17 protein-coding genes are annotated in these 19,768 nt (G+C 64.4%); 10 read left to right on the forward strand and 7 right to left on the reverse strand.

The window, feature by feature from the left end; all coding sequences use genetic code 11:
* Position 1: 1 nt before the first annotated feature.
* From FA94_RS07355 to FA94_RS07370, 4 genes are all read right to left on the reverse strand, one after another.
* Positions 2-2,116 carry a LamG-like jellyroll fold domain-containing protein gene (locus FA94_RS07355; RefSeq protein ID WP_035548433.1) on the reverse strand — a complete coding sequence of 705 codons (2,115 nt, stop codon included), beginning with the start codon at positions 2,114-2,116 and terminating at the stop codon, positions 2-4.
* A 188-nt stretch (positions 2,117-2,304) separates the two neighbouring features.
* Positions 2,305-3,168, reverse strand: a complete 864-nt coding sequence (locus FA94_RS07360; protein WP_035548435.1) for a LysR substrate-binding domain-containing protein — start codon at positions 3,166-3,168, stop codon at positions 2,305-2,307.
* 137 nt (positions 3,169-3,305) lie between these two features.
* Positions 3,306-5,033 carry an alpha/beta fold hydrolase gene (locus tag FA94_RS07365; RefSeq protein ID WP_035548437.1) on the reverse strand — a complete coding sequence of 576 codons (1,728 nt, stop codon included), beginning with the start codon at positions 5,031-5,033 and terminating at the stop codon, positions 3,306-3,308.
* 277 nt (positions 5,034-5,310) lie between these two features.
* Positions 5,311-5,754: a MarR family winged helix-turn-helix transcriptional regulator gene (locus FA94_RS07370; RefSeq protein WP_035549493.1), complete on the reverse strand. Its 444-nt coding sequence runs from the start codon at positions 5,752-5,754 to the stop codon at positions 5,311-5,313.
* 134 nt (positions 5,755-5,888) lie between these two features.
* Here FA94_RS07370 and FA94_RS07375 point away from each other — a divergent pair, with 134 nt between their 5' ends.
* Positions 5,889-7,427: a DHA2 family efflux MFS transporter permease subunit gene (locus FA94_RS07375; protein WP_035548438.1), complete on the forward strand. Its 1,539-nt coding sequence runs from the start codon at positions 5,889-5,891 to the stop codon at positions 7,425-7,427.
* A gap of 101 nt (positions 7,428-7,528) precedes the next feature.
* Positions 7,529-8,851, forward strand: a complete 1,323-nt coding sequence (locus FA94_RS07380; RefSeq protein ID WP_035548439.1) for an NADH:flavin oxidoreductase — start codon at positions 7,529-7,531, stop codon at positions 8,849-8,851.
* A gap of 105 nt (positions 8,852-8,956) precedes the next feature.
* Here the strand turns inward: FA94_RS07380 and FA94_RS07385 are convergent, their stop codons facing one another.
* The gene (locus FA94_RS07385) at positions 8,957-9,634 is read right to left on the reverse strand and encodes a FadR/GntR family transcriptional regulator (RefSeq protein WP_347880807.1); all 678 of its coding nucleotides are present in this window, start codon (positions 9,632-9,634) and stop codon (positions 8,957-8,959) included.
* Between the two features lie 243 nt (positions 9,635-9,877).
* Between FA94_RS07385 and dgoD the strand changes: the two genes are divergently transcribed.
* The 4 genes from dgoD (at position 9,878) to FA94_RS39730 (ending at position 13,206) form a co-directional block, all read left to right on the forward strand.
* The gene (gene dgoD / locus FA94_RS07390) at positions 9,878-11,026 is read left to right on the forward strand and encodes a galactonate dehydratase (protein WP_035548440.1); all 1,149 of its coding nucleotides are present in this window, start codon (positions 9,878-9,880) and stop codon (positions 11,024-11,026) included.
* A gap of 140 nt (positions 11,027-11,166) precedes the next feature.
* Entirely contained in the window at positions 11,167-12,414 is a 1,248-nt protein-coding gene (locus tag FA94_RS07395; RefSeq protein ID WP_231584889.1) for an MFS transporter, read from the forward strand.
* A 240-nt stretch (positions 12,415-12,654) separates the two neighbouring features.
* The gene (locus FA94_RS07400) at positions 12,655-12,957 is read left to right on the forward strand and encodes a hypothetical protein (protein WP_035548442.1); all 303 of its coding nucleotides are present in this window, start codon (positions 12,655-12,657) and stop codon (positions 12,955-12,957) included.
* 27 nt (positions 12,958-12,984) lie between these two features.
* The gene (locus FA94_RS39730; protein ID WP_035548443.1) at positions 12,985-13,206 is read left to right on the forward strand and encodes a YodC family protein; all 222 of its coding nucleotides are present in this window, start codon (positions 12,985-12,987) and stop codon (positions 13,204-13,206) included.
* Positions 13,207-13,493: 287 nt separating this feature from the next.
* Here FA94_RS39730 and FA94_RS07410 read toward each other — a convergent pair whose 3' ends face one another.
* Both FA94_RS07410 and copC read right to left on the reverse strand, forming a co-directional pair.
* A complete protein-coding gene (locus tag FA94_RS07410; RefSeq protein ID WP_035548444.1) occupies positions 13,494-14,423 on the reverse strand; it encodes a CopD family protein in 930 nt (309 codons plus the stop codon).
* Complete coding sequence (gene copC / locus FA94_RS07415) at positions 14,420-14,815, reverse strand: copper homeostasis periplasmic binding protein CopC (protein ID WP_035548445.1); 396 nt, start codon at positions 14,813-14,815, stop codon at positions 14,420-14,422. The genes FA94_RS07410 and copC overlap by 4 nt, the downstream gene beginning before the upstream one ends.
* 371 nt (positions 14,816-15,186) lie before the next feature.
* Between copC and FA94_RS07420 the strand changes: the two genes are divergently transcribed.
* The 4 genes from FA94_RS07420 (at position 15,187) to FA94_RS07435 (ending at position 19,744) form a co-directional block, all read left to right on the forward strand.
* Positions 15,187-15,918 (forward strand): c-type cytochrome, encoded by a 732-nt coding sequence (locus FA94_RS07420; RefSeq protein WP_035548447.1) that lies wholly within the window; start codon positions 15,187-15,189, stop codon positions 15,916-15,918.
* Positions 15,919-15,938: 20 nt separating this feature from the next.
* Entirely contained in the window at positions 15,939-17,237 is a 1,299-nt protein-coding gene (locus FA94_RS07425) for a c-type cytochrome (RefSeq protein WP_035548449.1), read from the forward strand.
* A 120-nt stretch (positions 17,238-17,357) separates the two neighbouring features.
* A complete protein-coding gene (gene trhA, locus FA94_RS07430; RefSeq protein WP_035548452.1) occupies positions 17,358-17,978 on the forward strand; it encodes a PAQR family membrane homeostasis protein TrhA in 621 nt (206 codons plus the stop codon).
* A gap of 215 nt (positions 17,979-18,193) precedes the next feature.
* Positions 18,194-19,744, forward strand: a complete 1,551-nt coding sequence (locus FA94_RS07435; protein WP_035548455.1) for a DEAD/DEAH box helicase — start codon at positions 18,194-18,196, stop codon at positions 19,742-19,744.
* The last annotated feature ends 24 nt before the right edge of the window (positions 19,745-19,768 follow it).

Consider the following 19,768-nt stretch of genomic DNA (forward strand, 5'->3'; position numbering starts at 1 on the left):
GTTAGTGAGTGAGCGTGGACAGCGGCTGCCCCGAACCGAACACCGATTGCAACTCGGTCTCGGTGACGACACGGGTCCACAGCGCGAGGTCGCTGAACGCCTGCACGTCCGGCGGCGTGGCCGCGCACTTGCCGACGGTGTACGGCGGCGTGTCGTTACAGGCATTCATGTAGTAGTGGCCGGTGCCGTCCTCGTTCAGCCCGAACACGCCGAGACCCGGCAGCTTGGCGATGTTCACGCTCAAGGTCTGGGCCAGCACCTTCTGCTCGCCGAGCACCGGATCGAACACGTAGGCGTTGATCTGCTTCGCCGCCGTGTCGATGGTGAGTGCGAGATAGGTCCACTTGTTCGCGCTGACATTCAGGCTGTTGATGTCGTTACGCGTGCTGCCGTCGCCGAGATTGAAGCGGATGTTGCAGCTCGCGCTCGAGCCCGGGAACAGACCGATCGCGATGCCCGCATTGCCGCCCGAGTAGTAGTTCTTGTTCGAGAAGATCGGCGTGCCGTTGCCCGTCAGATTCGCGCAGGACGTGTAGAACCAGAAGCCGATCGTGAACTGCGCGTGCGTCGTTACGTCGTTGGTCTGCGTCAGCTTGTAGCCGTCGAAGCCGTTGGTGTCGACCGTATGCGTGTCGATCTGCAGCCCCTTGCCGCCGAACGGATCGGTGAACAGCGAGCCGCCGTCGGCGTCCGCGGCCCACGGGCCCATCGTGCTGGCGTTCAGGCGATCGACCGGCGGCAACGCGCCGAACGGGTAGTAGCTGCTCAAACCGTTGGTCAGCGTCGTCGCGAGCGGCGGCGGGGGCGGCGGAGGCGGCGGCGGTTGCACGTAGACGACCTGCGTAATCGTCGCGAGCGGCGCGCTGCCGGCCACGACCGTGTAATTGAACGGATAGACGCCCGTTGCGGTCAGGCCGAGCTGGCTGTCGGTGTAGGTCGCGGTGCCGGCGGGCAGGCTGGCAATCACCGTGCCGTTGCGCAGCACGCTGATCGCACCGCTGGCCGGCGCGCTCCACGTCAGCACGAGACTGGCGTTGTCGCTGCCGGTCGTACCGATCAAGAGCGACACGGGCGTCGCGCCGATCAGTTGACCGCCGTCGAGCGCATAGGTCGCGGCGGCCGGCAGCGCGCTCTGATAAGCGAGCAGCGTCGGGGTGACGTCGGCGATGCTGGCGCGCGTGTAGAGCGCGGCCATCGTCGACGGCGCGGTCGTGTTGCCCAAGCGTGCGTTTGGCGCCTGATTCAGCGCGATGAAGCTGGTCGATTCGAGCGGCAGCGGCAAACCGTCGGTGCCGCCGGCCGCGTTCAAACCGTGGCTGCTGGTCACCACGACCAGCCAGTTTTCATTGCTGCGTTTGGCGGTTTCGGCGACCAGCGTGCCGAGCGCGCCGTCCAGTTGCGTCAGCGTGCTCGCGTAGTTCGTCGACGACAGGCCGGCGTTGAGCGCCGCGTCCTGCGCCGAATGATATTGCGCGACCACCAGCGAATAGCCGTTGTCGATCATGCTCACGCCGTTCTGCGTGACGCAGGCGTCGACGGAGGCGCAGTTCACCAGCGTGTCGAGATTGCCGGCGTTCTGATCCGGCGTCAGCAGCGAAGCGAGGCCGTTCGAATCGACGGCCGCGCCCATCGTGCCGAAGCCCGCGGTCTTGAGAAGCTGGAATACGGTGCTGCTGTGCGAGGCCTGATTCGGCGCGTCGGAGTTGATCTGGTGACGATCGGCCCAGGTGCCCGTCAGGATGCTCGCCCAGCCGGGTGTGTCGAGATTCGGTTGCTGCGACAGCGTGCCGTTGACGCCGCCGCTGTAGGCGGGCGCCACGGTCAGCTTCGCGAGATTCGGCAAGGTGCCGCCGGCAATGCCCGCGCTCAACGCGTTGTAGGTCACGCCATCCAGTTCGACCAGCAGCATTTTCTTCGCTGCGGGACCGGTGGCCGCCGGCGTGCTCGCCGGCGTGCCGGGTTGCGTGTTCGCCGCGCCGCTGCCCGAGGTGCCGCCGGAACCGCTGCCGCCCGATTGCGACACGCCGCCACCGCAACCGCTCAAGCTCGCCGTAGCGCTGAGCGCGCCGAGCAGCGCCAGTCCGCAGGCCAATTGCACGACGGTGTGCCGTCTCATGTTCGTCCCCTCTCCGATGCCGATGTGCGCCGGACCATCCGGCGAATCGATGCAACGATAGGGACCGCGGGCGACGCGGGTATGTCGTTCTACGCAAGCTGGCCGATACCGGCATCAGCAATTTTGTGAGGGCGGTTTTTTGCGGGCGATGCCTGAAGCTACGTCTTCATTCCGGTTCGTGAAGCGTGTTAAGCCGGCGCGTCGATGTTAGCCATGAACGACGTGATCAACCGCGAGCCCGCGCGCGCCTGCAGGTGATACAGATATTCCTGCAGGATCGGCGCGTCGGATTCGAGCGGCAGTTGCCGCAGATCCGGATGCGCCGGCGCTTCGCCGACCGGCATCAGCGTGCAGCCCATGTTGTGACGGATCGCTTCGTAAATCGCTTCGCGGCTGCCGATTTCGATCAGCATCGCGGGTTCGAGACCGATGCGTTTGAGCGCGGTCTCGGTCGCCTCGCGCGTGCGCGAACCGGGCTCGCGCAACAGCAGCGTATGGGCGGCGACGTCGGCGAGACGCACCACTTTCTGCGCCGCCAGCGGATGCCGGCAATGCGCGACCACCACGAGCGGATCGTCGGCGATCGTACGGCGTGCGAAACGCGGATCGTCGACACGTTGCGACGACACCGCGAGATCGACGCGAAAGTCGAGCAACGCGTCGAGAATCTGCTGCGAGTTGCCGATCTCGATGTGAATCTTCACAGCCGGATACTGCCGATGAAACGCCGCAATGGCCGGCAGAATGTAGTACGGCCCGGTCGCACCGACCCGCAGATTGCCGGCCGCCAGTTCGCGTTCGTTGCGCAGCGTGAAATCGATATCGCTTTCGGTTTGCTGCATCCGGTCGATCAACGGCATCAGCGCCGCGCCCGCGTCGGTCAGATCGAAGCGGCTGCCCCGCCGGTGGAACAGTTCGACGCCGTACTGCTTTTCGAGTTGCTGGATCCGCGCGGTGATGGTCGGCTGGCTGACTTCGAGGCGCTTTGCCGCCGCCGTCACGCTGCCCTGCCGGACGGTTTCATAAAAGGCAACCAGAAGCGGAGCGAGCATGGAAGGCCAGAGGGAAAACTTCCAATTTATTACCGGGACGTGGCAATTACGTTACAAACTGCTTTTGTCTTTGTCGGTTGTAAGCAAAAGCAACGTCCCGCTCAGCGAACCGCCACCGCGCCAGCCCGCTGCCCCGGTTAGACCGCCTCCGGCTCATGCAAATTATCGAGTGACAGCGCGCGGTTTTGCGGGCAGTCCACTCGCCGTGGCGGCGGCGCGCCATGCAGCAAATACTGCGTGACCGGTTCGTCCACGCATGGGTTTCCGGATGGATAGCTGCTATGGGAATATGCGTCCTTCAGGTAGAGCAGGCTTGCATTCGGCAAGCCGTCGAACATGCGCAGTGCGCCTTCGGCAGCGGTCATGCCGTCGAATTCCGCCTGAATCATCACGATCGACGGCGCACGCGCCACTTCGTCGAGAGTCGGCTTGATCGCGGCGGCTTGCGGCGGGTTCCAGAACAGACAGCTGTAGTTGAGCACGCTGCCACCCAGCACGCCGCTGCCCAATGGATAGCGCTGTGCATAGTCGACGTGTTTGTCGATCCAGAATTGCCGATCCGTACTGAGCGCGGGTGTGTCGTTGCACATGACAGCGAGGTCCACGGCTTCCTCGGTATCCACCCGCAGCGTGCTTTCCTCACGTGAAGGCAATTGCATCGCCTTGAAGTAGCGCGGGATCAGCGTCTTCGTTGCGATCTCCAGCGCCATCTCACTCACCGGTGGATGGCTCGAGAAAACGTGATGCCTGGCGAGCGCCAGCACCCGCTCCTGCGTAGTGCCCGAGTTCTGCTCGAGTATCTGCCGCACCCCCTTCGCCGCCACGAACACCGACACCCCGTCGTCGACATAGCCCGACAACGCGAATACCCGCGACTCGCGGAGCGCCGCAACGGTCGCTGCTTTCAGCGCCGGCGAGAAGGCGGTAAAGAGCTGTCCCGTCGCTGCCGGATCGGTGCCCAGGTTGAAGGTCGTGTCATGGCGTGCCGCATAGGGCCCGACGATCTCGTCGGCGATGCGTTGGGTTGCGGACGGCTGCAACAGAATGCCGCCTTCGGCCCAGGTCCGCGCGGAAAAGTCCGTGTTGCCGCTCAGCACCATTCGTCCAACCCGATCGGGAAACAGACCCGCATACCAGGCGCCGAGCCACGAGCCGTACGAGTGGCCGATGTAATTGAGTTTGGCGTCGCCGGAGATCGCCCGGATCAGATCCATGTCCTGCGCCATTTGCGCCGTGTCGATATACGGCGCGAGTGGATTGTCCTGGCAGGCCCGCGATTTGAGTTCCACATTGCGCAGCAGCGCATTCACGGTCGACGCGTGGGTGTCGCCGCTCCACAAGACCGCGCTGGGACGTTCGTCCGAGTTGCAGGTCAGTTGCGTGCTCGAACCCATGCCCCGTGGCGAAAAACCGATCAGATCGTACCGGCTGGCCACTTCCCGTTCGGCCGCGATCCCGCCATTGGCTATCTGCGCGGAGAACTGGACGTTGGCCAGAAGGCCATCCGCGCCCGGACCGCCGGGGTTGAACAGGAGCGAGCCGAGGCGCGTGGCGGGATCTTTCGCGGCGACCCGCGTTAGCGCGAGCGTAATCGCGCCTTTTTCCGGATCGCCCCAATCCATCGGGGCACGAATGCTCGCGCAACGAAAGCGCGGGTTGTCGGCCAATGCCGCCCAGGCGGCAGGCAACCGGGTCTTGTCGCAAGGGCGCCAGGCCACCGTCTGATTGAGATACGGTTTCAGTACCGAAGCCCGTTTCTGCGCGGCAGTGTGTTGCTGCTGCGACTGCGCGGAATCTTCGCCGCCGCACCCGGCCAACGCCAGTGTGGAGACGATCCAGGCGGTTCTTTGTGCGACTGTTTTCATCGTTCACTCTCCCACAGCGATGCCGGTCGACTTGCAAACCGTGCGCAGCGTGCGCGGCGGTTGGCGACGTTGAACGTCCCAGGCTAGCGGCAAACGCGCCAGTCCTGTGCGGGGACCACAGAGCGTGAAAGATCGGGTGACGCCCGCCTGATCATGTTGGCAGGTCGAAAGCCATTGTCGGCGTGGTTCAAGGTCGCAATGACGGGTCAATGGCGGGTGTCGGGAGACAGGGGGGATACATGCGGCAGACAGCGGGCGGCGAAGCGCCGCGCTCGATTCAGCGGTCCACCAGACGGCTCAGATTGCCGCGCACCCGTTGCAGCAGCGCGATCAACTGCTTCGCTTCGTCGTCGCTGAAACCGTCCAGCGCTTCGAGCGCGACCTCGTCGCCGACCTTGCGCGCTTTGCCGAGCGTGCGCTCGGCCTTCGGCGTCATGCCGACCTGGCGCTCGCGGCGGTCCTGCGGATTGGCGGTCCGCACGATCCAGCCGCCCTCTTCCATCCGGTCGAGCAAACGGCCCGCCGAGATCGGCGCGACTTCGAGCAGGTCCGCGAGGCGCGCCTGATTGATGTCGCCGTAATGCGCGAGGTAAGCCAGCACGCGGCACTGCGCGCGCGTCAGATCGACCGATGACTTCGCGAGATCGTCGAAACGCTTGCCGGTCAGACGGCCGACGTCGGAAATCAGAAAGCCGAAGCGCTCATCGAGTTGGGTTTTCATGCGCGGATTATACGAAGCCGCCGCCGTTTCCGCGATTGAAGCCGTGCAATTCAGGCTCCGCATAACTCCCGATTGCGGCGCCTTTTCCAGCCGATATACTAAGCATGCTTACTATTCGGCCACGCCACTCATTCATGTCTTCCGACTCCCTGCCGGCCAGCGCCGCCGCGCCACTCAACCGGCCCATGATCACGATCTCGATCATGCTGGCGACGCTGATTCAAACGCTCGACAGCACGATCGCCAACGTGGCGCTGCCGCATATGCAAGGCACGCTGTCCGCGTCGCAGGACGAGATCACGTGGGTGCTGACCTCGTACATCGTCGCCGCCGCGATCGCCACGCCGCTCACCGGCTGGCTGTCCGACCGGCTGAGCGTGAAGCGGCTGCTGATCGTCGCGATCGGCGGCTTCACGGTGTCATCGGCGCTGTGCGGGTTGTCGGAGACGCTCACGCAGATCGTCGCGTCGCGTTTGCTGCAGGGGGTGTTCGGCGCGTCGCTGGTGCCGCTGTCGCAGTCCATCCTGCTCGACATCAATCCACGCGAAAAGCAGGGCCAGGCGATGGCGGTCTGGGGCATGGGCGTGATGGTCGGACCGATTCTCGGGCCGACGCTCGGCGGCTGGCTCACCGACAGCTACAACTGGCGCTGGGTGTTTTTCATCAACGTGCCGATCGGCGCATTCGCGCTGTTCGGCGTCGCGACCTTTCTGCCCACGCGCGCGCCGAAACCCGACGCGAAGTTCGACGCCTTCGGCTTCGTCACACTCGGCCTGGCGATCGGCGGATTGCAGGCCATGCTCGATCGCGGCGAGCAACTCGACTGGTTCGGCTCGCACGAGATCGTGATCGAGGCGTTGGTCGCGGCGATCGCGTTCGCGTTTTTTCTCGTGCATACGGCCACGGTCGGCAAGAAGTCGTTCTTCAAATACGAGTTGCTGAAAGACCCGAACTTCGCCACCGGCACGTTTTTCATTTTCGTGATCGGCGCGGTGATGTACGCCACGCGCGCGTTGCTGCCGCCGATGCTGCAGAACCTGATGAATTATCCGGTCGCGACCACCGGCCTCGTCACCGCGCCGAGCGGCGCCGGCACGATGGTCGCGATGCTGTTCGCCGGGCGCTTGCTGAAGCGGATCGATGCGCGGTTGTTGCTGCTCGCCGGCTTCCTGATCTCCGCGTTCGCGCTGTGGCAGATGATGCATTACACGATCGTGCTGTCGGAGTCGGATATCGTCTGGCCGGGGGTGATTCAGGGCTTCGGACTCGGACTCGTGTTCGTGCCGCTGAGTGCGTTGACCTTCTCGACGCTCACGCCCGAACTGCGCGCAGACGGCACCGCGACGTATAGCCTGATGCGCAATATCGGCAGCAGTATCGGCATTTCGATCGTGCAGACGCTGATGACGCGCAACACTCAGGTCTCGCACGCGGATCTCGCAGCGAACGTCACGCTGTTCAATCCGGCGATGCAGCCCATGCTCGCGAGCGGCTCGAATTACGACATGGCGGCGTTGAACGTGTCGATCACGCAGCAGGCGTCGATGATTGCGTATCTGAACGACTTCAAGCTGATGTTCGTGGCGACGCTGCTGGTGATTCCGCTGCTGTTGCTGATCCGGCCTGCGCATAAGGCGCCGGATGCGTCGGTCGCGCATGCGGCGATGGATTAGCTTTGACGGCAAGCCTCGACTAGTCCGGACGGACGATGTGCGGCGCGGCGGCGACTTCAGAATGAGGCGGTCGCGAGCCACCCACGCCATCGTCATCGTCCATGAGTGCTGCCCCGAATCATCCGAGTCCTCCGAGTCCCTTCAGCCCGCTTCGCATCGGGCCTGTCACGCTGCGCAACCGCCTGATCAAATCGGCCACCAATGAAGGCATGACGCCCGGCGGCGTACCGTCGCGGATGCTCGTCCAACTGCACGAACGCATCGCGGCGGGCGGCGCCGCGATGACGACCGTCGCGTATTGCGCGGTCAGCGCCGACGGCCGCACGTTCGTCGATCAGGCACAACTGACGCGCGCGACGGTCGCGCCGTTACGCGCGCTGACCGATGCGGTGCATCGTCACGGCGCCGCGGCCTGCGCGCAGATCACGCACGGCGGCTGCTTCACGTTCTTGCCGGAGCTATCGACACGCCGGCCGCTCAGCGCATCGGGCGGCTTCAACAAAGTCGGTCTGATGAGCGGTCGCTTCTTCAAACAGGCAATGACCGAACGCGACATGGACGCCTATGCGCAGCAATTTGCGCAGGCGGCACGCGTCGCGCGCGAAGCGGGTTTCGACGCGGTCGAGATTCATATGGGCCATGGCTATCTGTTGAGCCAGTTCCTGTCGCCGCTTTATAACCATCGACGCGACGCGTACGGCGGCTCGCCCGAAGAGCGCGCCCGCTTTCCGCGCCAGGTGTTGCGCGCGGTGCTCGACGCGGTCGGCCGGCATATGGCGGTGTTGTGCAAGATCGGCGTGACCGAAGGCGTGAAAGGCGGTGGCACCGCCGACGACGCCGCCACGATCGCCCGCCTCCTCGAAACCGACGGCGCGCACATGCTGGTGCTGAGCGGCGGGATGAATGTGGAATCGGTGTGGCAATTGTTCGGCAGCCCGATGCCGGCCGAAGCGCGCGCGAACGTCTCGAACCCAATCGTGCGATGCGCGATGTCGCTGCAAAAACTGACCGAGCCGAAATTCGACGGCTTCAGGGAGATGTACTTCCTCGAACATTCGCGCAAGGTGCGGGAAGCGGTGCGGATGCCGCTGGCTTATCTCGGCGGTGTGCGGTCGCTGGCGAATGTCGAACTGGCGATGCGGGAAGGTTTCGAAGCGGTCGCGATGGCGCGTGCGCTGGTGTTCGATCCAAGGTTTGCCGGGCAGTTGCGCTCGCAAGCGGAGCGAGCGGCGGCTCAATCAACTCAATCAACTCAATCAACTCAATCAACTCAATCAACTCAATCAAAAGCGGCACAGGCGCCAGCGCAGTCGGGCTGCACGTCGTGCAATCGCTGCGTGGTGATGATGTACACGCCGGGTGGCACGTCGTGCGCGCTGCAACCGCCCAACGACGCGGAGTTGAACCGCATCGCGGCGGCTTAAACGCGAGCGGGTGGCGGACCCGCGACACCGCTGCCAGTCGCAGCACCCGCAACACCGACTGCCTGCGTCATTCGCCGCAAAGCTCGCCGCGGCAAACCACCCACCCTAGCCTTCGATCCGCCCTCTCGTCACGCCCAGCAACCCCGCCATCGCCGCGCGCGCCGCGTCGGCGTCGCGCTCGCGAATCGCTTCGAACACGGCGGTATGCTCACCGAGCGACGCGTTGAACACGTCCGCGCGTTTCGCATTCAGCCGCAACTGCGCCTCCAACGTTCGCTCGATCAACGTGCCCAACGGAATCAGCAATTCGTTACTGCACGCGCTCAGCACGCTCAGATGAAACTGCAGATCGGCCCGCACCCATTCGTCGACATTGCGCGCCGCCACCATCGCTCCATGCGCCGCGGCCAGCACATAAAACGTGTCTTCCGTGTGTGAAGCCGCCGCCAGAGCCGCGGCATACGGTTCGATCATCTCGCGCATTTCCTGCAGCTTGAGCGCGAACGCCATCGGCTCGGCGACGCGCGAGTACCAGTCGAGCACGTCGACATCGAGCAGATTCCACGCCTGTTTGGGCCGCACGCGCGTGCCCACCCGCGGCCGCGATTCGATCAGCCCTTTCGACGTCAGCGTGCGCAGCGCCTCGCGCAACACCGTGCGACTCACGCCGAACGTCTCCATCAACTCCGCTTCGCGCGGCAGGATCGAATCGGGCGCGTAGTCGCCGCGCAGAATCGCGGTCGCCAGCAGATGGGCGACGCGCCCATGCAGATCGTGCTGAATAGCTTTCTCCCAGCAGCCTCGCGGCGTTATTGATATCGGAACTGAGGCAACCCAGGCCGGAACGAGCGCGATTATCGGGCATCTCAACCTGCAGACCCATGCTTCGGCAGCTTGCCCGCCGTGACCGCCATCCGATCACTATCTGGCGAATAGTACTATTAATAGTACTTAAACATGCTTTTGTTGTAGCATGTGAATCCTCGAAATGTTCGCAGGCGCCCAAGCCGCAAGGAGACTCGCACCATGAAAATCACCAAGCTCGAAACCTTCATCGTCCCGCCGCGCTGGTGTTTCCTGAAGATCGAAACCGACGAAGGTATCGTCGGCTGGGGCGAGCCGGTGGTCGAAGGGCGCGCGCACACGGTCGCGGCGGCGGTGGAAGAACTGGCCGACTATCTGATCGGCAAAGACCCGCTGCTGATCGAGGACCATTGGCAGGTCATGTACCGCGCGGGCTTCTATCGCGGCGGCCCGATCACCATGAGCGCGATTGCCGGCGTCGACCAGGCGCTGTGGGACATCAAGGGCAAGCATCACGGCGTGCCGATTCATGCGCTGCTCGGCGGCCAGGTGCGCGACAAGATCAAGGTGTATTCGTGGATCGGCGGCGACCGTCCGAGCGACGTCGCGAATAACGCGCGCGCCGTGGTCGAACGCGGCTTCAAGGCGGTCAAGATGAACGGCTCGGAAGAGCTGCAGATCATCGACACCTTCGACAAGGTGCAAGGCGTGATCAACAACGTCGCGGCCGTGCGCGAGGCGGTCGGGCCGAACATCGGCATCGGCGTGGACTTCCACGGCCGCGTGCACAAGCCGATGGCGAAGGTGCTGGCGAAAGAACTCGACCCGTACAAGCTGCTCTTCATCGAAGAGCCGGTGCTGTCGGAAAACGCCGAGGCGCTGCGCGACATCGTCAATCAGACCAACACGCCGATCGCGCTCGGCGAGCGCCTGTATTCGCGCTGGGACTTCAAGCACATTCTGTCGGGCGGCTACGTCGACATCATTCAGCCGGACGCGTCGCACGCGGGCGGGATTACCGAGTGCCGCAAGATCGCGTCGATGGCCGAAGCGTACGACGTCGCGCTCGCACTGCATTGCCCGCTCGGCCCGATCGCGCTGGCCACCTGCCTGCAGATCGACGCGGTGAGCTACAACGCGTTCATCCAGGAACAAAGCCTGGGGATTCACTACAACCAGGGCAACGACCTGCTCGACTACATCAAGAATCCGGAAGTCTTCAAGTACGAAGACGGCTTCGTGTCGATTCCGCAGGGCCCGGGTCTGGGCATCGAGGTCAACGAAGAGAAGGTGCGCGAGATGGCGAAGGTCGGCCACCGCTGGCGCAATCCGGTGTGGCGCCATGAGGACGGCAGCGTCGCCGAGTGGTAAATGCGTGAATGAACGCCGCCCTCGGGCGGCGTTTTGCTTTGCGCTTTCGGTGTGCAATAAAAACCAACCCGAGGACACCCTCAGTGGAGACAACCCACATCCAGTCGCGAGCGACCGGCAAGCGTCACCGCCTCCTCGCGATGCTGTTCATCACCGTGGTCATCACGTATCTCGACCGCAGCAATCTGTCGATCGCCGCCACCGCGATCGCCCAGGATCTGCAACTCGATCCGGCGCAGATGGGGCTGGTGTTTTCCGCGTTCGGCTGGTCGTACGCGCTGCTGCAGATTCCGGGCGGTATGCTGGTGGACCGCACGCGGCCGCGCCTGCTGCTGGCGCTGATCATCGGCCTGTGGTCGCTCGCGACGATCCTGCAAGGTTTCGCCAGCGCGTTCGCCATGCTGCTGTCGCTGCGCGTGCTGCTCGGCGCGCTGGAGGCGCCGGCCTACCCAACGCTCAACCGCGTCGTCACCACCTGGTTTCCCGACAACGAACGGGCCCGCGCGATCGCGAGCTATACCTCGGGCCAGTACGTCGGCCTCGCGTTCCTGACGCCGGCGCTCGTGCTCACGCAGCAGCATTTCGGCTGGCAGGGTGTGTTCTTTCTGACCGGCGCGATCGGCGTGCTGTGGGGACTGGTGTGGTACGCGTCGTACCGCGAACCGTCGGAATCGACCGATATCAACGAAGCCGAACTCGAGACGATCCGTGCGGGCGGCGGACTCGTCGATCTGGGTAAATCCGAGCGCGACTCCGCGCAGCCGCGCCGCGCCCGCTACGGCGCCGCCGAATGGCGCGCCGTGCTAGGCAACCGCAAGCTGTGGGGCGTGTATATCGGGCAGATCGCGGTGACCTCGACGCTGTGGTTCTTCCTCACCTGGTTCCCCACCTACCTCGTCAAATACCGGCACATGGACTTCCTGAAGGCCGGCTTCATGGCGGCCGTGCCGTTCCTCGCCGCGTTCGTCGGCATTCTGACCTCGGGGCTGCTGTCGGACTGGATGATCCGGCGCGGCGCGTCGGTCACCGTGGCGCGTAAGGCGCCGATCGTGACGGGGCTGCTGCTCTCGACCGCGATCGTCGGCGCGAACTATGTCGAGACGCCCGCGATGGTGATCCTGTTCATGGCGATCGCGTTCTTCGGCAGCGGCTTTTCGTCGATCACGTGGGTGCTGGTGTCGTCGATGGCGAAGAAGGAACTGCTCGGCCTCACCGGCGGTATGTTCAACCTGATGGGCAATCTGTCGTCGATCTGTGTGCCGGTGGTGATCGGCTTTATCGTCAGGAACAACGATTTCAAACCGGCGCTGGTGTTCATGAGCGCGGTCGGCGTGGTCGGCGCGCTGTCCTATCTGTTCCTTGTCGGGAAGATCGAGCGGATTCGTTAACGCTTCGCTAAACCGCTTGCCCGCGCGTTACGGTGACGTGACGCGCGGGCCGTCGCAGTAACGTAACACTCCGGACCAAACAGGCTCGAACAGGCGTTTGCGGGCTCTTTCAAGGCCCCTGCTATTTCCGTGCAAAGCCTTAGCCATCAAGGCTTGCCAGCCAATTGTTCGGCATCAGACATACACATGGCCCGGTCCTTGCTCAAATGCATGCAAACACCACATGCATCGGGGACCATCATGGGCGAATTCCTTCCTGACTATCTGATCCGCGAACAGGCCGCCGTCGGCGCACTGGTCATGTTCGGCGTGCTGCGCATCGTCGGCGCGGCGCTCGCATTCGAACGCGGCTGGCGCATTTCGGTGGTCGAGAAATGCTTCATCGGCGCGGCCGTGATTTATTGCCTGCCGCAGCTTTTCGATCTGCTGACGCATCTGTACGGCTCGCGCACCGCAGGCGCCGAACTCGAAGGCAAGGCCGCCGGCTGCGCGATCGCACTGTTCTGCGCGCCGATCCTCGGCCACCGGCTCGGCTTCGAGTAAGCCTTTTTCGTTCGACGGGAACCCACCATGCGATTGACAAGGCGACGCGCGACACCCGCGTATCGCGCGGGCGAGGTACTGAGGCTGAAGTCAGGCGGGCGTCCGATGACAGCCATCTGGAACGGGCCGGTGCTGTTCGCACCGGGCAACTGGCTGATCTGCCAGTGGTTCAGCGACGCGGGGGAGCTACAGCAGGAGATGTTTCCGGAGGAGACCCTCGAGCGGGCGAGCCATGCGCTCGCCGCTTAAAGAGCAGTAACGGATGTGCTGGCCACCGCCAGGCGACCGTGTGTATTGCGCCGCACGCTTTTGCTGTGCGGCGCTTTTTTATCTGCTTGATCGGCCTGCTTGATCTGTTTTGTCTGGCGGATGGGTGTTGCAGAAGTGGCGCATGACGGACGTGATCGTTGCGTGACGCGGGACGTTGGTGCTTGCGGTGCTTGCGGTGCTTGCGGCGCTTGCCGTGCTTGCGGCGCTTGCCCGAACAGCGGTGCTTGGGCCGCGCCAGCTCAGCCAGCGCGACTCACGCGCACCGCTCAACCCAGCGCCGCGAACGCCGGCACGGTATGCGACAGCGCGGCCGCCGCGACGAACACGCCGATCATCGCCAGCGCTTCCAGATAGAGCACGTTGACGAAGGTATGCGCGTCCATCGTCGACGCCGTGCGGCGCAAGCGCGGCAACGCCGAGAAGCGGTTGAGGCCGCCGAGCACGAGCGCCATCCCGACCAGCGCGAGCTTGAGCATCAGCACATGGCCCCACGTGCTCAGTTCGATCGCTTCGAACGACCCGCCCGACCCGCGCACCGCGTTGAAGATACCCGACAGCAGCACCAGCCCGACCGCCACCACCGACACATTCGACACCTGCGTCGCCGTGCGGATCAGCATGCCGCGCGCAGTCGACGTGCCGAGCGCGGGCAGCACCGAGAGCCCGGCCGCCATCGCGAGTCCGCCCCACACGCTGGTCACCAGCACGTGCAACGTCTGCATGCCGATCGCCGCCGACGCCACGCCGGCATCGGCCGCATGACCGAGCGACGCCTTGCCGGCCGCGACCGCGATCACCGCGAGCCACAGCAGCGCATTGCGCACCATCCCGGTATGACTGGTGATGGCCGTGCCGAGCAACACCAGTGCACCCGCGAAAGCCACGCTCCAGCCATAGCCGACATGGGTTTGCGTCAGCACCGTCGGCACCACGCCGATGGCCGCCGGCAACGCCACGCCGCTCATCGACGCCGCCTGATACAGCAGCCAGCCGAGGTCGGCGAGCACCAGCACGACGGTGGCGGTCAGCATCGACCGTTGCGCACGCAACCAGGCCGGGCGGGCCGGCGAGATCCTGGTCTGCGCGTCTTTGGCGAGCCACGCGCCAAGCAACGCCGAACCGACGGCAAACGCAAACGCGACGTTCATGAGCGCGGCCATGGCGACCTGCCCGATCCACAATCCGTCGAAGCTCATTGGACGATGAACGCGAAGTTGCCCTGGGTCCGATGGCCGTCCGTGGCCACCGCCGTCCAATGCACCGCGTAGCGGCCCGCGCTCAATGGCGGCAACGGCAGATGCATAACCTTGGCATCGTCCTTATCGACCAGCGAGGCGGCCGATGCCGCCGGCAGCGCGGCCTTGCCGCTTGCGTCGGCCAGCTCGATCCGGCTGAACGCGGGCTCGAGCGGCTCGGTGAAATGGATCGTCACTTCGGTGGGCGCGGCGACCGCGGCGTTCGCCGCCGGCTCGCTCGACACCAGATGCGCATGCGCGAACGCGGTCGACGCAGTGGACGCGGCAAGCAGCGCCGCGACGCCGAGCGCCAACGCACGCGACGTCGTACGGGAAAATTTGAATAGCTTCATGTAGGGCCGATAGCGGATGATCAGGAAAACGGTGGACGTCGAACCGGGCACGTCCCGGCCGGACAGAGGCCGGCGAGCCCGGAAGTGTACGCTTCGATGGCGCGTGCGCGCGTCGGTTCAACCTGGTTTGTTTTCGGCGGCGCGACGGACCCGCTCCCAGCGCCTGGCCGCGAGCTTCGGACGTCGAATGGCAGGCAAGCAGCACGAAACATAGGCCAGCGTCAAACTGTCGCATCGCGGTGACACACGGAACCTTCTCTAATGTGCCAAATAGTCAGCATCAGCCTATCGATGATAGAATGCTGCGTCGCCGCAGCGCCGGCTGCCCTTCACACCGAGCCGCTCGAAGTTCGGTCAGGTCCCCGATATTGATGGAGTTACGCGTGTCTTCAAGACGCCTTTTCCGCCCGTTGCTCGCCCTTCTGCTGATCGGCTCCGCGGGTGTCTATAGCGCTGCGAAAGCGCAGACTCAACCGAAGGCCCCCGACACGATGGAAGCGCGCGTGCAAGGGTGCACGGCATGTCACGGCAGCCACGGCCAAGGTACGGACAACGACTACTTCCCCCGTCTCGCGGGCAAGCCGGCCGACTATCTGTACAACCAGCTCCAGAATTTCCGCGAAGGGCGCCGCAAGTACCCGCCCATGAACTACCTCGTCACGTATCTCTCCGACGACTACCTTCATCAGATCGCCACTTACTTCTCGCAACAGCGTCCGCCGTATCCGACGCCGGCCAAGCCGACCGTGTCGCAAACCACGCTCGATCGCGGCCAGCAGATCGTGCTGAATGGCGACACATCCAAACAGATTCCGGCTTGCGCGGCCTGCCACGGCAAGGGCTTGACCGGCATGCAACCGGCTATCCCGGGGCTGGTCGGCTTGCATTCGGACTACATCAGCGCGCAACTGGGCGCCTGGCGCTCGGGTTCGCGTCACGCGATCGCGCCTGATTGCATGCACACCATCGCCACGCGCCTCACCGACGAAGATGTGAACGCCGTCGCTTCGTGGCTCGCCACGCAGAAGGCTCCACAAAACCCCGTGCCGGCTCCGGCCCGCTCGATGAAGACTCCGCTTGCCTGCGGCAGCGAACCGCAATAAGGCACCGGGAGAGACACTAAATGAAACGCAAGTCTTTGTTCGCCCTCTCGGCAGTCATCGTCGTAGCCGCTGCCGCGCTCGTTCCCGTCCTGTGGTCGGGCGGCGACAACCTGCATAACGGTTCCGCCATGGCCGCAACGCCCGCCGACCAGGCCGCGTTGATCAAGAAGGGCGAGTACCTCGCCCGCGCCGGCGACTGTATCGCCTGCCACACGGTGCGCGGCGGCAAGCAATTCGCCGGCGGCCTGCCCATGGCCACGCCGTTCGGCACGATGTTCACGCCGAACATCACGCCCGACGATCAATACGGCATCGGCAAGTGGACGCAAGACGACTTCTACCGCGCCATGCACACCGGCCGGTCGAAAGACGGCAGCCTGCTGTATCCGGGCTTCCCGTTCACCAGCTACACGAAGGTCACGCGCGCCGACTCGGACGCGATCTACGCGTATCTGCGTTCGGTCACGCCGGTCAACGTGGCGAGCCGTCCGCACGAACTGAAATTCCCGTTCAACCAGCGCAACATGCTGATCGGCTGGCGCACGCTGTTCTTCCGTGAAGGCGAGTACAAGGCGGATCCGACCAAGTCGGTCGAATGGAATCGCGGTGCTTACCTGATCGAAGGCCTCGGCCATTGCGGCATGTGCCACACGTCGATCAACGCCATGGGCGGCCCGGTCAGCTCGGCGGCATTTGCCGGCGGTCTGATCCCGCTGCAGAACTGGTACGCACCGTCGCTGACGTCGAACAAGGAAGCCGGCCTCGGCGACTGGGAAACCAAAGACATCGCCGATCTGCTGAAGACCGGCGTGTCGAGCCGCGGCGCGGTGTTCGGTCCGATGGCCGAAGTGGTTCACAACAGCCTGCAGTACATGTCGGACACGGACATCAACGCGATGGCCACGTACCTGAAGACGATTCCGCAGAAGAGCGAGGCACCGGAAGCGCTGCAGCTCGAAACGTCGGAAAAGTTCGGCGGCGAACTGTTGAAGCAAGGTCAGAAGATCTACGCTGACAATTGCGCGAAGTGTCACGCGGAAAACGGCCTCGGCATGCCGCCGTCGTTCCCGCCGCTGGCGAATAACCAGTCGATCCAGATGCCGTCGGCGGTCAATCCGATCCGTATGGTGCTGAACGGCGGTTATCCGCCGAGCACGGAAGGCAACCCGCATCCGTACGGCATGCCGCCGTTCGCGCAGGCCCTGTCGAACACGGAAGTCGCAGCTGTCGTGACCTACATCCGTATGTCGTGGGGCAACCACGGCACGGCGGTGTCGCCGCAGCAAGTGTCCGATCTGCGTTCGGCGCCGCTCGACTAAGCAGCGTTCGTCACACCCTGGGCGCGGCCTGCGGAAAACGCGGTCGCGCCCTTCGTTTTTTCAGGACCGGTATCATGTGGGCACTTTTAGTCCGATGAAATCGCGCAGGAGGAAAGAGCCGTGCATGTCGGTGAGCGTTTCAACAGCATTACCCACCTCGTCGGCGCCGTGCTGTCGGTGGCGGGGCTGGCTACGCTCGTCACGATGGGCGCGCTCGACGGCGACGCGTACAAGGTGGTCAGCTTCAGTGTCTACGGTGCGATGCTGATCGTGCTGTATGCTATCTCGACGCTTTACCACAGCGTGCGCAACCCGCGTGTCAAAGCGGTTCTGCAGAAATGCGACCATTCGGCGATCTACCTGCTGATCGCCGGCAGCTACACCCCGTTCACGCTTGTCACGTTGCGTGGGCCGTGGGGCTGGTCGTTATTCGGCGTAAGCTGGGGGCTTGCCGCTCTCGGCATCGTGCAGGAACTGACGCTCGGGCGACGCACCCGCAGCGTTTCGATGGTGCTGTATGTGTTGATGGGATGGCTCGCGCTCGTTGCCGTCCGCCCGCTGGTGCAAGCTTTACCGGCAGCGGGTACCGCCTGGCTCGTGGCCGGCGGGATCATCTATAGCGCCGGCATCTACTTCTTCATCAACGACGAGCGCATCCGGCACGGACATGGTATCTGGCACCTGTTCGTACTGGCGGGCAGTCTGTGTCAATTCGTCAGTGTCGCGCGCTACGTCGCGTGACACGCCCACGGCGGCGAAATGCAACTTAAGGCCAGTCAACGTGTCTTGATAGCGCGTTGAAGCATTCGGCATGCGTGTCCCGCGTGCCGCCGATTTCTCTGCGACCGGAACTGGGCTCGGGGCCTCGAACACGCCATGCGGGTGTGTCGATGCCGCGTTCATGCCTGTTTGGGCCCCTATGTGCCGTTCGCGAAACTGCATTGCAAAGAGCTTTCATGTCTTTTGATTCCCTCGGCTTGTCCGAACCGCTGGTCCGCGCTGTACACGAACTCGGCTACACCACCCCGACTCCGATCCAGACCCAGGCTATTCCGGCCGTGCTCAACGGCGGCGATCTGCTGGCCGGCGCGCAGACCGGCACCGGCAAGACCGCCGGCTTCACGCTGCCGATCCTGCAGCGCCTGAACAGCATGCCCGGCGTAACGACGGCCTCCGGCAAGCGCGTCGTGCGCGCGCTGATCCTCACGCCGACGCGTGAGCTCGCCGCCCAGGTCGAAGAAAGCGTGCGCGCTTACGGCAAGTACCTGAAGCTGAAGTCGACCGTGATGTTCGGCGGCGTCGGCATCAATCCGCAGATCGGCGCGCTGCGCAGCGGCGTGGACATCGTCGTCGCGACGCCGGGCCGTCTGCTCGATCACATGCAGCAGAAGACTATCGACCTGTCGCATCTCGAGATTCTCGTGCTCGACGAAGCCGACCGCATGCTCGACATGGGCTTCATCCACGACATCAAGCGCGTGCTCGCAAAGCTGCCGCCGAAGCGTCAGAACCTGCTGTTCTCGGCGACCTTCTCCGACGAAATCAAGACGCTTGCCGACAATCTGCTCGACTCGCCGGCGCTGATCGAAGTCGCGCGCCGTAACACGACGGCTGAATCGGTCGCGCAGAAGATTCACCCGGTGGACCGCGACAAGAAGCGCGAGCTGCTCACGCATCTGATCAAGCAGCACAACTGGTTCCAGGTGCTGGTGTTCACGCGCACCAAGCACGGCGCGAATCGTCTGGCCGAGCAATTGACCAAAGACGACATCAGCTCGCTCGCGATTCACGGCAACAAGAGCCAGTCGGCACGCACGCGCGCGCTCGCCGAGTTCAAGGACGGCACGCTGCAAGTGCTGGTGGCGACCGACATCGCCGCACGCGGTATCGATATCGATCAGTTGCCGCACGTGGTCAACTACGATCTGCCGAACGTGCCGGAAGACTACGTGCACCGCATCGGCCGTACGGGCCGCGCGGGCGCGACCGGCGAAGCGATTTCGCTGGTGTGCGTCGACGAACTGCAATTGCTGAAGGACATCGAGAAGCTGATCAAGCGTGCGGTGCCGCAGGAAGTGATCGCCGGTTTCGAACCGGATCCGACCGCGAAGCCGGAGCCGATTCTGCGTCGCGGCCAGGGTGGCGGTGGTGGTGGCGGCGGACGTTCGCCGCGTCAGGGTCAAGGCGCGCCGAAGCGCGATGGCGCGGGTGCCGCGAAGCCGGCGCAACGCTCGGGTCAACGCCCGGCCGGTGGCCAGCAACAGCCGAAGCCGCAAGGCGCGAAGCCGGCCGGCAACGGCGGCCAGCCGCGCCGTGACGGTCAGCGTCAGGACGACCGTCCGCGCGCGGTCGCGCATGAAGGCAGCGGCGCGCAGCATGCGCCACGCAAGCCGCAGGGCAACAAGCCGCAAGGCGGCAATCCGGGCGCGTTGCTGGGTGGCGCGAAGCCGCGTAACGATGGGCCGCGTGGCGGCCAACCGTCGCGCAGCGGTCAGCGCGGGCGTTAAGCGTTAAGCCGCGCTAAGCGTCAA

It is taken from the genome of Burkholderia sp. 9120 (assembly GCF_000745015.1).
Classification (GTDB): domain Bacteria; phylum Pseudomonadota; class Gammaproteobacteria; order Burkholderiales; family Burkholderiaceae; genus Paraburkholderia.